Origin of the sequence: Mucilaginibacter sp. JRF (assembly GCF_015223065.1) — a bacterium.
In the GTDB taxonomy this organism is placed as follows: domain Bacteria; phylum Bacteroidota; class Bacteroidia; order Sphingobacteriales; family Sphingobacteriaceae; genus Mucilaginibacter.
Genome location: NZ_JADFBY010000002.1, coordinates 158629 through 172600, shown reverse-complemented (window position 1 = coordinate 172600; position 13972 = coordinate 158629). Strand labels below are relative to the sequence as shown.

Genomic DNA, 13972 nt, shown 5'->3' with positions numbered 1-13972 from the left:
AAAAGCTTTTGCTGTCCGAACTGTGATATCTAACATTTTTACTCCTGTTTGTTAAAATAAACTTAGGCTTTGCATTTGCTATCTATAAGTATTCATTTTCAAGTGCTTTTTTGTTATTAGCACTTTTCATAATAATCTCTTTCTGTTTATCAAGCTCGGCTCTTAATTTATCAGTAAATCGTACTTCCGTAGACCCCAATGCTAAATCAATGAATTCCTGACCCTCCAATTTTGCTAAGTAAGCGATAAAAGCATCAATTCTTTCGATCCGAACTTTGATTCGAGACATGAAATCCTTATCTTGATAATACCTTAGCTCCATGTTAGATGATCTAACTAATTGATTATTTAAGGTTTCATCAAATATTGCACAATCAACGCATATTAAATCAATGTAGGCAAAATTAAAAGCTAGATAATTGAATAAATACTCACCGAGAGCCGTTATTTTAACTGAGTCTACCTCATCGGAAAAAATTTCTAAGCGGTTATTAGCTTCAATTAAACCTTTTTCTAAGAACAATATTAAATGACCTATGCAATCTTCTTTAGCACCGTATGTCGAATCAAAAATTTGAATTAAGTACTTTGCATCTACGAAACCATTTGACTTAGAATTACCACTGCTATTATGTAGAAATTGTAAAATTCTTAGTCCTGTAAAATGTGAACTATTAGCATCATTTCTCAATTGATATAGATTTGGAATCTTACTCTTTTTTTCATCATAGAAAAAACGGTCAGGAATCATCATTGGTTTGATCACTTGATGAACCTGAATATACCAATCCGCATGAGCCGCCATTTCAGATATATTAGTGTATCCAGATGTAATGAAACCCTCAAAAAAATTCAAGGCCATTCTAACGTCACCATGTGTACCATATCTTAAAAAAGAACTTAAAGGGGAACCGTTTTTCTTGAGTTGAGATTTGCAGATCTCAAAAAAGGCATTTAAGACGTTCAAGTCTGATGTATTCTTTATCCCATATTCAAGATCCACATCTGCCGTAAACTTTAGCTGGTCTAAAATGTAGTTGATACGTTTTATAATAACTTCTGGAATTATTGGTGATGATAGATGGTAACCAGGATTCTTGTAAGCATCTAAAACGCCTCGCATTTTTGCTTGATAATATCGCTCCTCTCGCATTGAAACTATAGCAATACAGCTTAATCTTTCCGAAATTTCCACCGCAGTCAAAAAACAAACGTCTTGTAAGTCTTCTGTTAGCTGATCAACGTTATCAATAAAAACTATTAAACCTTTATTTTTTGACTTAATTTTTATACTCAGTTTTTCACAAAATAATTTCGTGTTTTTTGTGTGAGTTAATAAAAAGTCTCTTAATAGGCGCTGATAATCGTCGCTTTCCTCTTTTAACCCTACTAGAATTTGTTTTTTGTAAATTTCAAACTCTTCTTCGAACAAATTCAATAGTTCCTCTCTAGATCCTGCACGAATTTTCGTTTTATCAATGCTTGCTAAAGTTTTTTCCCAGATTTCATTTGTCAGTTCTTCTTTGGTTTGAGACGATGATAACAGACCTATTAAGGCCACTTCTGAATACATCTCTATCTCACGTGGTTTAATATGAAAAAGGAGTCGCTTTAGAAATGTTGATTTTCCAGCTCCACGTCCGCCAAATAAAATTAAGACGTTGTTCAAACCTTGCTGCTGAACAAGATTTGATAACCTAATGCCGAAGGCTCCACCTTGCTTATCATCTGTAAATTCTCTAAATCCAATGTTTTTAAAATATGGCGTTAATGAGTCATGAATAAACCCTTGAACGTCCTTTTGTAAATTGTCGTATTTTCCTTTATTACTAACATAACAGTGGTTCATAAAATTCCGATCATTCTCAGGAATTATGCCCAAATACTTGTTTGCGATAGTTGCGAGTGGACCAGCATATTTATTGCTGTTAACCGTAGTGTTATAACCAATTATACTGTTTTTAGGATAAAATATTTCATGAAATACTTTTTTACTGATCCCGATGTTTTGTGACAAAGAATTATTATTCACAACATTGTGATAGCTAAAAATATTTATAGCTTCGGTAAAATCTTCTATAAAATAATCTAAGCTTTTAATAACAAAGGCCGGTAATTTTTTCCAAGGTTTTTGTGAACTAGAAACTTTAAAGAATATCCATGTGCTCCCATTGCAAATCGCTGCATATTGACATCCTAAATCTTCAGCATAATCTCTAACTTGATAAATTGCGTCTTTAACATATTTTTCTGTTAATATCTGTTCAAGAATTATTTTTTGATAATTTTTATCCGAGTTGCTCTTATTTGGAAGTTCAAAATATTTGCCACTTTTTTTACTTTCAATTATTAACACCGGTTTATCGTTCTTGCCCTTCAATACATAATCTGCTCTGGTTCCGCTTACGATTACTTCTGTGTAAATAGGTTCACTTGGCCACTTCAAAACATCTTTTAGAATACAATCAATAATTTTGAAACGAGTGTCAGATTCATTGAGGCTTCGATTAGAATAGGTGGATTTAAGGTGTAATAATATGTCAATCTCTGTCATGATAGGTTTAACTTGAGAGTTAAAGTTAGAAAAATATTTAGATCATACGAATTACTATTTGCTGTCAGCGAAGCCGCTGCGAGTTGAGGTCAACGTCTGAGTGAAGGGAATCGCAAGACGATCACTCAGAATTTCGCGAATCATTGACGCTACGCTGGAAGTAATGATATCAAATCTTTCTAATATCAAAGTTTACACACAATAATTTATTTCACTGATTAACAGTGTATTATTAATATATTTGATAAAAGCACATATCATGAGTAATTCAGGAACTCCCGCGTCAATTTCAGAAATTGAGAAAGATATAGTAGAAGCTCTCAAAGTGTATCACAGTATGGCGATTAAACTACATAGTATTTATGTTGTGTTGGGTTTGATAGCAATATCATCATCTGTATTTGTTACCACATTTGTTTCAGGATCGCTCCAGTCGGGAGTATACAAAGATGCGTTGCCATACGTTTCATTTGCTGCTACAGCTTCACTTACTTTAATTACTGCTTTTAACTTGGGAAATAAAGCAAACAATTGTAGGAAAGGATGGAGATATCTCCATTACGCATTTGCTCGATATAAAGCTGATATTATAAAATTGCCTGAGTTATTAAAAGCAAGAGATGAGGCAGAAACAATTCTTGGTGGTGTTGACTTTCAATATAATCCTAAACCTACTCCCAACTAATAAAGTATCTGAACTTGCATTTTTAACCAATATGCACTTTCGTGGCTGCGAAGCCGCTGCGAGTTAAGTGAGGGTCTGTGAAGGGAGAGCCGAAAGGCGACTTCACAGATATGCTTCACAAAGTATTGGCGTTGCTTTTGGCTTATAATGCTTGTGTGTTGGGTTTCAAAAGCCATGACAATACTGAAGCCCGAACGATTGCGCAGGCGAGCTTAACAAGGAAACTGCTTGCATTCAAGAGTAATGAAGCGAAGCGTAATGCTATTGGAGGCAGAGAAAAGTTTCATGGAGAACAACTTTGCTTTAGATCAAACCTCGTGACAGATTGCAGAAGCGTTTAGGCTATATAAGCTAAAGACACATTTTTTTCACTGTGGGTATTAGTGTAAGGGTAGAGAAATAAAAATGTGTATGGCTTATGAGTGTTGGGGCAGTGAAGTTTAATGTTTGCGTAGCAATCTTTAAACGTAACAGCATCTGGCATCAGGGTTTGAAAAGCTTAGGCGTTCGTAATACCGATGGACCTGGTGTGGTGGCCTAATCAAGCGACAGGATGTAAGCAGAGCTATCCATAACCTGTTGTAAGCAACCAAAAGCGGGTTGGGGATAGCGTAGCTTATATTAATTTTCCTGGGGATGAAACTGCATTAATCTACCTGATTTGTCTATGCGGAAGGTATAATAATTCCCATTATAATAGTAACCTTGTTCATCATATCTATTGTAAGGCTTATTGGCTTTAAGGCAATTTTCGATTTCAATCTTATGATTACGTATGATTATTTCAATGAGTCTTCGAATATCTCTGTAATGATATTGAAAACTAGTTCCTTGACCTTTGCTTGATCCAGTTAGAAAGAAACCTTTGTAATGGCGCAAATAGATGTGTATGAACCGTTCAAAGTCCCACCATACTGGATGCGTCCAACCCCATACATCAATTACAGTAGTTTCGAAGGACATGACAACGCCCATAAGTTCCTTCCATGAATCATAATTTGATCCTTTAAAAGCATCTAGAACCTTGATAGATATTCCCAGGTGTTTTAATATAAATTCAGTACGTTGGACTCTTCGCTTTTTTAAAGAAGTATTTAGAAGCAGCTTAGCGGAGCTATCATTATTATCAACAAAGTTGTGATAGTATGACCAGATAGTGATAACAACATCATCGTAAACTGTATTGGTTTTATTGTCGTCAAGTATCTTTTTTACTTCTGCCCATGTTGCTTCGTTGGGATGTATTAAAAAATTCAAACACGTGTATCGTTGCTTTTCGTTGGGAAGGAGTGGCAATCCTCGCTCAATCCTATTTGTGAAGTTTAAGTGCTCTAATGCATGAAGTTTACTTGGATTAGATTTAAATTTTATTTCAACTGTGTTAGGTATTTCCTTGATAAGACTGCTCTTGTAAACTTTTTCTATCGGTCGTGAATCAAGGGCTGAAAGCCGGGAAATATCGCGAGCATAAAATCCACTAGTTCTCAACTCTTTATAGAAGGGATTATCTTCAACGACATCCAGCTTTATAAGGCCATCATTATTACTGTTATTGCCAGGCATGATAGCCTCTTCAAGAGTTGCTCGCTCCAATGGTGTATAAATTATTAAACCATGTACTGTTGATCCGTACTTTAGAAAGGCAGACGAGTTGTAGTAGAAATCAAAAATAGCATATCGATCATATTGTCCAACCTGGATATATATATTTTCAATGGAATGGTTTAAGGTTTTAGTCATCCTTAAATATATTGAGAATTATAGGCAAATAAAAAAGTCTAATCACTTACCCAACTTAATTTCAAATATTTATTAAAGCCTTAAAGGTCTGCCCCAATAGGCAGACCTGTTTAATTTATATAAATCGAAGCAGATACCAAATCAAATGTATCATGATCACCCTGAACACACTTTGCGACAATAGAAGTATTGACTTTTGCCAAACTCTGAAACTTAGTTGCAATTTCATTAGTACACTTTAAAGGATAGAATATTACGTAAGCATCACTGCCGACAAACTCACCCTTTTTAATGCTTATAACGATCAGTGTTCCGTTATCAAATGTTTTTACGTCGGTTATAGTACCATCAAACTCATAAGATGGGCCATCAGGTGCAACACTATCATAATCTTCCTTTATCGGATATAGATCACTATAAGCGAAATAAACTTCTTTGCTTTTAATGCTGTCGGATGGGTTTATGTCTTGATATAAGCGTTCGTAAGGTTCGGCATTGTAAACTTCGGCTGTATCAGTACTTGTTCTTTTAGTTGCTTCCTGGGGTGCGATATATTTTGCATAGATCATTTTTTGAATACCACCTGCTTTATGCCAATACTCCCAACCCTGAAATTTATTGAGTTCATCAATGTTGATGTAGCCCATAGTATCAACAGTTATACTGTCTTCTCCATATTTATTCTTATCAACATTTCTGAAATATACAAAGCATGAGCCGGAGCTACCTTTAAGTTCCTTATAAACTGCTTTATCTAACGTTTCAATGTCACCACTGAAGCTATTAATCCCTACTGTGCCATAACTCCATTTAAAGTTGTTTACGGTGAGTGTGCCTTTTGTTTTATCGTATTCAACTAAGGGAGTACCGATGAAAGGTATCTGCTTGCATGCCGACAGGCACACAAGCAGTAGTAATAGCTTCAGTTTTCTCATAATGTTAATCCTAGTATGAATGGTAAGGCCACAAATGAGAGAAGTAGAATTGTTGCTATTATGTTCACCGATAGTGATGTGTTAAGTAATGCTTTAGCCTCCTTGCTGAATTTTGAAACACTCAGCCGCAATATCAAAATCATACCTAAGAGACCGCAAACGGAAGCGATGACATTAAACTGGATCTGGCCACCAGCAAGCGCAGATAGAACAGCAATTACGAAATGAAACCCAAAGCATTTATACAATACGGCTTCATATTTTTCAACAGCTTCTTCTTTTACTGACTCAATTGCAAAAATTTCATGTTTCGAGTCTTTATAACCAAGCTCGACAGCCTTACCATACTTTTTTAAAGCAATTTGCGGTTGTGTTATGGATCGATAGATGTCGCCTTGAATGTGATATAGAAACCCATCATTTGGTGAATGCTTTATGGCTTTACTAATTTCTTCCAATGCTTTCGCCCAATTGCCTTTATTAAACCACTCTTGAGCCCAATAGATGTAATCATTTACCACATCGTGTTCTTCGGTTGGCTTTGATTGCTTTTTAGTCTGTGGCTCCTCCCTGGCTTCTTGTTGTTTCTTTGGATTAAAAAAATCGTAAAGCTGTTTGTCGTAAGCTTCTTTTTTAGAATAATTGCTCAGGATATCATAAGCTTCTTAAATCTCAATAAACTTTTCAGCGAAGAAAGGGTCATTATTATGCTTGTCAGGATGGAATTTTGTAGCTAAAAATTTAAATGCTTTCTTGATTTCTTCAGGATTAGATGGTGGTTCAAGTTGTAAAACAGAATAAAGATTTTTCATTTGTGATAACGTACCATTGTAATCCTTATGGTAGGTTTAGAAGCACGAAAGCGCAGGACTACTAACTTAGCTTGCACTTCAGAGGCCCTAGGAAGCCCGTACAGCAACAAACAAGTCTTCGCCCTACGCTCTCGCGTGGACGTTGAACTCGCTTGTTCCTACTGTACTGAAATTTCCTAGGTTTCTGAATGTAGAACAAACAAAGCTTAACGCTTTATATCTTAATTAAACTATATGTGTCAGATGATAGCTATGTTGATGTTTTCCTCCTTTGTTTAATCACAAAGTTAATTAATGAACATCAGGTTTAAGCGACAGCTTTCAACTTTCTTTTAGCGGTTTTGGGTTTATAAAGTAGTTGCTTGAAAGTGTGATGCCTCAAACCTCTTTCCTCAATGTACTGGTACATTTCACTTGGGCTGTTGACGAACCAATCCGTTCTAACACAATCTTCAATGTTTACAGCAGTGCTGTCCCGGCTTGTTTGCTTGTAAAGCAAGCGTACAAATTGTGTTGTCACCGTACTAAGCTCAACTGATTTACTGATCTGCTCGAACCCAAAATGAATGGCATAGGTATCATCAGTATGATGTTCTAAGCGGATATATAACAATGGGTTTATTAGTTCATTTATGACTGTCCCGATTCCGCTGAACTTATCTTCACGCACTAGCATAAAGCGTAGTTCTTCTTGCTCAATAGAGCCAAGCATTTGCCTGGCTTGCTTTAGAATTTGGGCATAGCTGTCCCTTACAGCTTTGTTATAAGCCGTTAACTGTTGTGTTTTCATCTTTTAAAATTTAGAGTGTTCGGTTTAATTGTGGTTTGATATATTGGGTCTTGGACTTTAAGTACGCTTTCGTAGAATTTAGTGCAGTTGGGCTGTTTGGGTGTATGTATAGCAACTTCATTGTAAGGGTAACCAATCATCATGTGACGTATGGCATCCTCAAATGGGCAGTTATAGAAGTCGTATTCAATTATAAAATCAAATGTAAGCCTGCACTCTAAATAAAAATAAAAATGTGGTGTAATGAAGCTGTGCATGCCAAATAAGCCTTGTGATTTATCTCTGCGGTAGTCACGTTCAAAAATTATCGTGCTATGATTTAGCTGTTGGTACATCAATTTCACCTTTTCAACGATCCGCATGTAACCATCTTCTACAAGCTCATTACGGACTTTTAAGAGGCTGTTTCCATTGGACATACGTTTAGCTTGCACCCATCTTTTGGTGCCTCGAATGTTAGCGATAGGGTTATTATTAACCCTTTCTTTGATCTCTTTCATAATTATTGTGGATTTAAAGTTTGTGAATGGTGAGTTTTCTTGGTTGGTCTGCGGCCTGCGTAAACCGATAAGGCAGTAGTCTTAGCGTAAGTTTAAGAAGAAACAGAGAATCGGATTTTCAGGAACTGAAAATTGATTTGAAGGAGAAGCTGTAAGGCCGATCCACAGAAAACTTTTCGTTTTTATTTCCTGATATGGTGGGGCGATGAATCGTAGCGCCTTACGCGCTCTTAACACTCACATTTTTTTATAAGAAGGCTTCTATATACGTTTTGAAGCTAAATTTACGTAATGGGGGGGCTTTATTTTAGAGTTGGACATGCAGGGTTGAACCCACGGCTTGATTGCTTAAAAGGCTTAGAGGATGGCGCCTTTGATTGAATAATTGTACTAATAGTTATACAAATGTTCTTAAAAGAAAACAATTATTGTATCAATTTATATACGATAACTTAGGGTGCAGCACAGACCTAAACCTACACGTTGAGAATATTATTAATATATATAATTGATATACAATAGTTTATGTTGAATTGCCTACTATCAACGACACAGTAAATAATAGTGGGCATATTTGTTGTAAAAGGGATTACAGTTTTTAATCAATAGTTAGTCCTTCAGATCAGCGAGTGATGTGAAGGGCTTTTTTGTTTTCAGGCCACCTGAAATTTTATTATGAAGACTATTATAGACTCAATTCCTTAATTCGATAGCGATATCTTTTTTAGTTTTAAATAATTTTTAAGGAGCTCACCAAAAGCATTTTCATTAGTTACCATTTTCACTTCTGGTGAATAACCAAGTAGGTTGCAAACTATCTCGTCTACACTCATTCCACCGCGTTGATCAATATGCCTAAGCGATTGACCAAAATTTTGCAGTGCGTGTCGCTCGTTTAACAACTCGTTAGGGATTTCGTCAGGTAAACTGTATTGATCTTTTACGTAGCTCCAAAGTACTTTCATATTGTTTTCGTTAATAGATAATCAATTGATCGTAAAACGAAAATCATTCCATATAAGAATATAGCTTATTTAAGCAGTTAAACTATTATAACTGGGTAATGAGTATGGATTTAATTGCCCGAGATGGGGAATTTAATGAAGGAAAAAAAGCTGCGCGAAGCAGCTTTATAAATTGTTAAACTGAGCTTTCATAGTCAGTTTGAGGCTATACATTATAGGTAGTAATAAGGCCAAGCGAATATAACGATTTACTCATGGCTTCTTTACTTTTAATGAGATAAGGGAGGTGTATATAAAACATTAGCTTGCATCAGCTAATATATTATAAAAGAAAAGACGCAGCCGGCTTTCGCCAGTGCGTCTCATCCTGATGTATATGTATAGTTACCTTAGATTCAACATCATTAAACTGAAACAGTTTTGATATAATGAAAAAGCGCATCCCTTGTACCTCAACGTAAAAGGATGCGCCCAATAGTTAGTAGACAGAGCTATAATACAATAGCTCTTATCTACATTTACGTATGAATGTTCCCAAAAGTTGTAGTGCTGTAATAAAAAAAACGCATCGGAATTTCACAACTCGGATGCGCATTAATTAACTATACAGACCACATGGCCTGATGGATATATAACTCATTTGATAACAATTAGTTTGTACCTCATAAACAAAGAAAGCTGCACTAAGCAGGTTCTAAACTAGCTTGTATTTTATCTAATACTTTTTGCATTCGATATGCTTTGTTAAATTCATCTGCTTCTATCGATTCTATTTGTTTAAAATCTGCAATTTTTATTATCAATAGTACCTTAATCATAAGATAAGCCTTTGTAAGTATATCATCTGCTGATTGAATTCTTTTTAGCAATTGTAAAACGTCTTTTTTACAATCATAATTCAAATAAGGGAACCTGATTTCCACATATAATAATAGATCTGTAATCATATCACTGGTTTCTTGTTCTGATATTATATCAGCTTTATCTTTTTGGTCGATCTGTAAAGAGCTTATTAGCTCATTGGCCTGTTCATTAATATCCACTTGCTGGATATAATCTTCATTTTGCATTTCTTTAATTACTATGATTTTAACGAATTAGATCTTGAGGGAGGAAGCATCTTTCAAGTGACTTAAGCGATTGTAAGTCTGATTCTTATATAGCATAAAGATACCTAAAAATCCTGACTAACGCAACTAAAAGTGAACTTTAATGGGCTGGTTTAAAAGCCAAATGACTTCATTTATGAGCCTCATCCTCATAGAAGTAAGTCGTAAATCGAATAAGGGTCAAACCTTAACCAGGATATAAAAAAAGACAGGTTTTGGACCTGTCCTTCAAGCCGAAAATATTGTGTGCTATCGCTAACAGACATATATAAATATACGCAAAACTTATCGCATTATAAGCTCAAATCTGCTCGAACCAAATGATTTACCTGAAGTGTATCGTAACTATACAGTAAGTAATATATATAGTATAGTTAGTGTACGGATTAGGAAATTTTGATACTCTCATTCAATATATCAGGTACCAATAATCCAAGTTTATTTTTTTCCCTAAGTGTATCGTAACTATACAATATATAAGTAAAAGTAGTTAGCATTCACGTTAGGAAATGATCTGGATTTTTCGTATCTTTATGTTAGATAAGTCGCTATTAATCAAAGATATTCAATCTTAGATAACCTCAAATCCCCAGATACTTAGCCGAAAATTTAATGACAAATTGCTATGCCAAACAACGGACGATTCGTTGCTATGCCTATGTTTTTACAACTACAAAAGGAAAAACTTAAATACTTAGATGCACTTATTTATATAACCATTAGATCATTTAATAATTCAGATACTAACGAATGTTATCCCGCTTATGAAACCATCGCTGAACGCTCAGGTATGGGACGTACTTTTGTTACCCAATCCATCAAAAGGCTTGAAAATGCCGGGTATTTAAAAGTAAAACGCTCTAAAGTGAAGCACGTTTGTAATTCATATTCACTTGAAAAGAAATTGCCCTACTTTGAATGTATACCTTATGAGATATTTGACTGCGACCTTACACCTAATCAAAAAGCCATGTTGATATGTTTAAGGCCATTGTTCGTTGAAGGGTTCCTACAGTGCAGTATGAGTATTGAAAAGATGGCGGAATTGATAGGAGTTAGCTACAGGACTGTTCATGCCCAATTAACTGGGCTGATTACCAAAGGCTACATCGACCGAAAATTCATTATTCATAAGAACAGTGATAAAGCACATCAACGTTTCTTTTTTAGCGATAAAATAGATTGGGTATTTGACTATACTCCCAAAAAGGATATAGTTCAACAATCAGCTCAAAATCTTAAGATTAAATTAAAGATTGCCTAATGTTATTACACATTTTTATTTCTAAGGGTATTAAGCAATAGTCTTCGATCTAAAAATGTGTATCTGTTGAACGATACCTATTGTAAACATACTCAATCAAAATGTAGCCTCGTGCAGACTTGCCTTTTAGCTTGTCGAACTTTTTAAACTTAAAATACTTTTCTATATCCGTAGCCTTAGCTGTATAGTTAATTTGAAATTCATCGAATATCTTTTGTAGGAGTGGTTTAATATCTTTTGATAGATACGGTTGGTTCAGCCAAACTTTATCGTATATCTTATCGATAACAGGTAATTGGTTAAGCCCTTCCTCAATATCCATTTCCTTAATCCTCTTCTTGATCTTTTTGATATCGAAATGCAAACCCTGAATGGATTTATATCCCATACGATCATACGCTTCTAAGACGTAAGGAAACCGCTGCTGTATTTGATGAATTGCATTATTATATATATCAGTGCCCATTATATTTTCAAGTTCTATGACTTGATCAAGAATGTTTACGATGTTCTCTTTTGTATAGCGTATCTCTATATTTTTTAATTTGGCAATATCCTCCTTGGGAATCCTCACAGATTCAGGTATAAGTAAAAAGCTATTAGTATCAAGATAAGCATTTTTAAGATTGGTGGAGTGAGAGTAATAGCGCCTGACACGGTTTTCATTTAGATGGTAATCATACAAGTAATGCGAAAACTTTTCGTCATTTAACATATTATAATAAGGTCGCATACGGCTTATAGCATCTTCAAAGAATGATAGATAGCCTTGATCTATAAACGCGGTTTTGAGTGTACTCATAAGTTCGTAGGCACCCCTGCTATCTTGAAAAGATTTTTGTTCTTCATCTTCATCAACGACATTAACGCACTTGCTCGTGTTATTAATATGAATAATGTTACGATAACTCTTAGTTCGCTCATCATCGATAATGACATCTCTTACCCTACCGATAATTTGTTTAGTATCGGTGAATGGATCTATAATAGCATGTTTACGGTAGCCACAATCACTTATCATGATGATATCAGGATTAGTATGATTCGGTAGGATTATATCAAGACCTGCATTAAAACTAGATGTGAAGAAATTGAATTTTGCAGGTTCATTAAAGTAGTCGCTGGTATTAGTCTGTCCAGTTAGCTTTAACAGATCCATGCTTTCGCCAGAGCAGAAAATTTTGTAATCAGTAAGTTTTAACTCATCAATTATGTTGAGTATGCCTGAAACAGTATTGAAAAAGATTAAATACATATCCAGTGGATTAGCTGCAATGTAATTTTGCAAAGCGCTAGTCACATTGTTTGTATCAATTAATCTAATTGGTGTTAGTGGTCTTTTATCAGGTACAACTTCAATCAATTCAAACTTTTCATTTTTAAATCTGGGATCACTTGGAAGTAATGGAGTAGCAGAAACCAAGGCTTTGTTTTTAAAAGCGAAGAAGCTATCCATCATCTCTGTCATATCTTTTCGATATGAGGCATCTTTGACTAGCTTGTGGCATTCGTCAACCAATAAGAAATAATCATCTTTGTAAACAGCGCTGATTCGACTCAAAGCCCGCATGATCTTTTTTAAACCATAAGGAGTAGTTAACAGCTTTTTACGTTTATTGTCTTTGACAAGATAATTGTAAATCTTATTGACGCTTATAGTGCCGTAAACTGGAAATGTATTGTGATCTGCTGCTGAATCCTGGCTCAGCGATTCATGTTTGCCCTTTATGATAGATATGTTGGGAAAAACAATAATGCTATTTCGCGGTGCCAAAATCTCGCTATGTGTAGCACCCAACCCGCAAACGAACTTGTGAATGATTGAATTTGTAGGTATTGGATATACCTCTTGTATTTCACTGAAGTAAGGGTTACCTGTGTAGGTAACCCTTTTTACATCTATTAATTGATCTTTCATGGAACGTTTACTTTGAAGTATTATCAGCTTCACCTTTATCGCTGTCGTCGTCATTCGGATTCCCGTCGTTAGCTTCGGTATCAGCTTCAGGAACGTCAATGTCTGTAGCAGCAGCGCTTAAATCACCCTCTAATTCAATTAGTTCGTCAGCCAATTCTGTACCTACAGAATCCTCATAATCTTTATAGATATCTTGCAAAGTTTTGTTGGCGCGCTTATAAGTCATTACCAAGGCATCTCTAAAATCTTGGTATTTAGGTGTTTTGTTGATAATATCCCATTCAACTTTAATTATTTCTCTGTTTAATACACCTTTTGCTTGAGTAATGGACTTGATGTGCACGATTTTATCGATGAGCAATTGAGGTTGTATTGTTTTTGGCCCAATGGATTCAGCATGATATAAACTGCCTATTTCTACATCAAAAGTTATATTTTCTATAAATTTATTTCCATCTAAAGGAATCCACTCGCAAACAGCACATGTTGAATCACTGTTAGAAATTTTCATCACAGCGCGTTCACCCGAGGTTTTTCTATAAAAAATGCTTTTGACAATCAAGTACCCAACCCTTGGAGTCATTGAACCCGCATTTACTACTTGAGCCTTCGCAAAATTTACTTTGTTTTGTTCTTCTAAAATTTTTATAAACATTTTGTTTTTTGTTAAGTCAGACATCATTGTCTTGACAAAACAAAG

General features: G+C 35.1%; 13 protein-coding genes. 2 read left to right on the top strand and 11 right to left on the bottom strand.

The features are described from left to right. Positions 1–82: 82 nt before the first annotated feature. Entirely contained in the window at positions 83–2554 is a 2472-nt protein-coding gene (locus tag IM792_RS06145) for an AAA family ATPase (RefSeq protein WP_194100961.1), read from the bottom strand. Positions 2555–2813: 259 nt separating this feature from the next. On the opposite strand from IM792_RS06145, the gene IM792_RS06140 reads away from it, so the two are divergent. Next, on the top strand, positions 2814–3239 hold the full coding sequence (locus IM792_RS06140; protein ID WP_194100960.1) for a hypothetical protein: 426 nt from the start codon (positions 2814–2816) through the stop codon (positions 3237–3239). A 621-nt stretch (positions 3240–3860) separates the two neighbouring features. Here the strand turns inward: IM792_RS06140 and IM792_RS06135 are convergent. From IM792_RS06135 to IM792_RS06100, 8 genes are all read right to left on the bottom strand, one after another. Continuing rightward, the gene (locus IM792_RS06135) at positions 3861–4979 is read right to left on the bottom strand and encodes a hypothetical protein (RefSeq protein WP_194100959.1); all 1119 of its coding nucleotides are present in this window, start codon (positions 4977–4979) and stop codon (positions 3861–3863) included. 110 nt (positions 4980–5089) lie between these two features. Then, positions 5090–5914, bottom strand: a complete 825-nt coding sequence (locus IM792_RS06130) for a hypothetical protein (protein ID WP_194100958.1) — start codon at positions 5912–5914, stop codon at positions 5090–5092. Continuing rightward, positions 5911–6435, bottom strand: coding sequence for a hypothetical protein (locus IM792_RS06125; RefSeq protein ID WP_194100957.1), 525 nt, complete (start codon positions 6433–6435; stop codon positions 5911–5913). Before IM792_RS06125 ends, IM792_RS06130 begins: the two co-directional genes overlap by 4 nt. Before the next feature lie 144 nt (positions 6436–6579). After that, entirely contained in the window at positions 6580–6726 is a 147-nt protein-coding gene (locus IM792_RS06120; protein ID WP_194100956.1) for a J domain-containing protein, read from the bottom strand. 307 nt (positions 6727–7033) lie between these two features. Beyond that, a complete protein-coding gene (locus IM792_RS06115) occupies positions 7034–7516 on the bottom strand; it encodes a hypothetical protein (protein ID WP_194100955.1) in 483 nt (160 codons plus the stop codon). Beyond that, the gene (locus IM792_RS06110; RefSeq protein WP_194100954.1) at positions 7513–8016 is read right to left on the bottom strand and encodes a hypothetical protein; all 504 of its coding nucleotides are present in this window, start codon (positions 8014–8016) and stop codon (positions 7513–7515) included. The genes IM792_RS06115 and IM792_RS06110 overlap by 4 nt, the downstream gene beginning before the upstream one ends. A 701-nt stretch (positions 8017–8717) precedes the next feature. Next, positions 8718–8981: a hypothetical protein gene (locus IM792_RS06105; RefSeq protein ID WP_194100953.1), complete on the bottom strand. Its 264-nt coding sequence runs from the start codon at positions 8979–8981 to the stop codon at positions 8718–8720. Positions 8982–9664: 683 nt separating this feature from the next. Further along, positions 9665–10051: a hypothetical protein gene (locus IM792_RS06100; RefSeq protein WP_194100952.1), complete on the bottom strand. Its 387-nt coding sequence runs from the start codon at positions 10049–10051 to the stop codon at positions 9665–9667. 664 nt (positions 10052–10715) lie between these two features. Here IM792_RS06100 and IM792_RS06095 point away from each other — a divergent pair. Continuing rightward, entirely contained in the window at positions 10716–11354 is a 639-nt protein-coding gene (locus IM792_RS06095; RefSeq protein ID WP_194100951.1) for a helix-turn-helix domain-containing protein, read from the top strand. Between the two features lie 49 nt (positions 11355–11403). Here IM792_RS06095 and IM792_RS06090 read toward each other — a convergent pair whose 3' ends face one another. Beyond that, on the bottom strand, positions 11404–13272 hold the full coding sequence (locus IM792_RS06090) for a DEAD/DEAH box helicase family protein (protein ID WP_194100950.1): 1869 nt from the start codon (positions 13270–13272) through the stop codon (positions 11404–11406). A 7-nt stretch (positions 13273–13279) separates the two neighbouring features. Further along, on the bottom strand, positions 13280–13954 hold the full coding sequence (locus IM792_RS06085; RefSeq protein ID WP_194100949.1) for a hypothetical protein: 675 nt from the start codon (positions 13952–13954) through the stop codon (positions 13280–13282). Positions 13955–13972: the final 18 nt, after the last annotated feature.

Bases quoted from the DNA above. Each gene is read 5' to 3' on its own strand.
- IM792_RS06145 (WP_194100961.1), bottom strand. From the start codon at position 2,554: ATGACAGAGATTGACATATTATTACACCTTAAATCCACCTATTCTAAT.
- IM792_RS06140 (WP_194100960.1), top strand. From the start codon at position 2,814: ATGAGTAATTCAGGAACTCCCGCGTCAATTTCAGAAATTGAGAAAGAT.
- IM792_RS06135 (WP_194100959.1), bottom strand. From the start codon at position 4,979: ATGACTAAAACCTTAAACCATTCCATTGAAAATATATATATCCAGGTT.
- IM792_RS06130 (WP_194100958.1), bottom strand. From the start codon at position 5,914: ATGAGAAAACTGAAGCTATTACTACTGCTTGTGTGCCTGTCGGCATGC.
- IM792_RS06120 (WP_194100956.1), bottom strand. From the start codon at position 6,726: ATGAAAAATCTTTATTCTGTTTTACAACTTGAACCACCATCTAATCCT.
- IM792_RS06115 (WP_194100955.1), bottom strand. From the start codon at position 7,516: ATGAAAACACAACAGTTAACGGCTTATAACAAAGCTGTAAGGGACAGC.
- IM792_RS06110 (WP_194100954.1), bottom strand. From the start codon at position 8,016: ATGAAAGAGATCAAAGAAAGGGTTAATAATAACCCTATCGCTAACATT.
- IM792_RS06105 (WP_194100953.1), bottom strand. From the start codon at position 8,981: ATGAAAGTACTTTGGAGCTACGTAAAAGATCAATACAGTTTACCTGAC.
- IM792_RS06100 (WP_194100952.1), bottom strand. From the start codon at position 10,051: ATGCAAAATGAAGATTATATCCAGCAAGTGGATATTAATGAACAGGCC.
- IM792_RS06095 (WP_194100951.1), top strand. From the start codon at position 10,716: ATGCCAAACAACGGACGATTCGTTGCTATGCCTATGTTTTTACAACTA.
- IM792_RS06090 (WP_194100950.1), bottom strand. From the start codon at position 13,272: ATGAAAGATCAATTAATAGATGTAAAAAGGGTTACCTACACAGGTAAC.
- IM792_RS06085 (WP_194100949.1), bottom strand. From the start codon at position 13,954: ATGATGTCTGACTTAACAAAAAACAAAATGTTTATAAAAATTTTAGAA.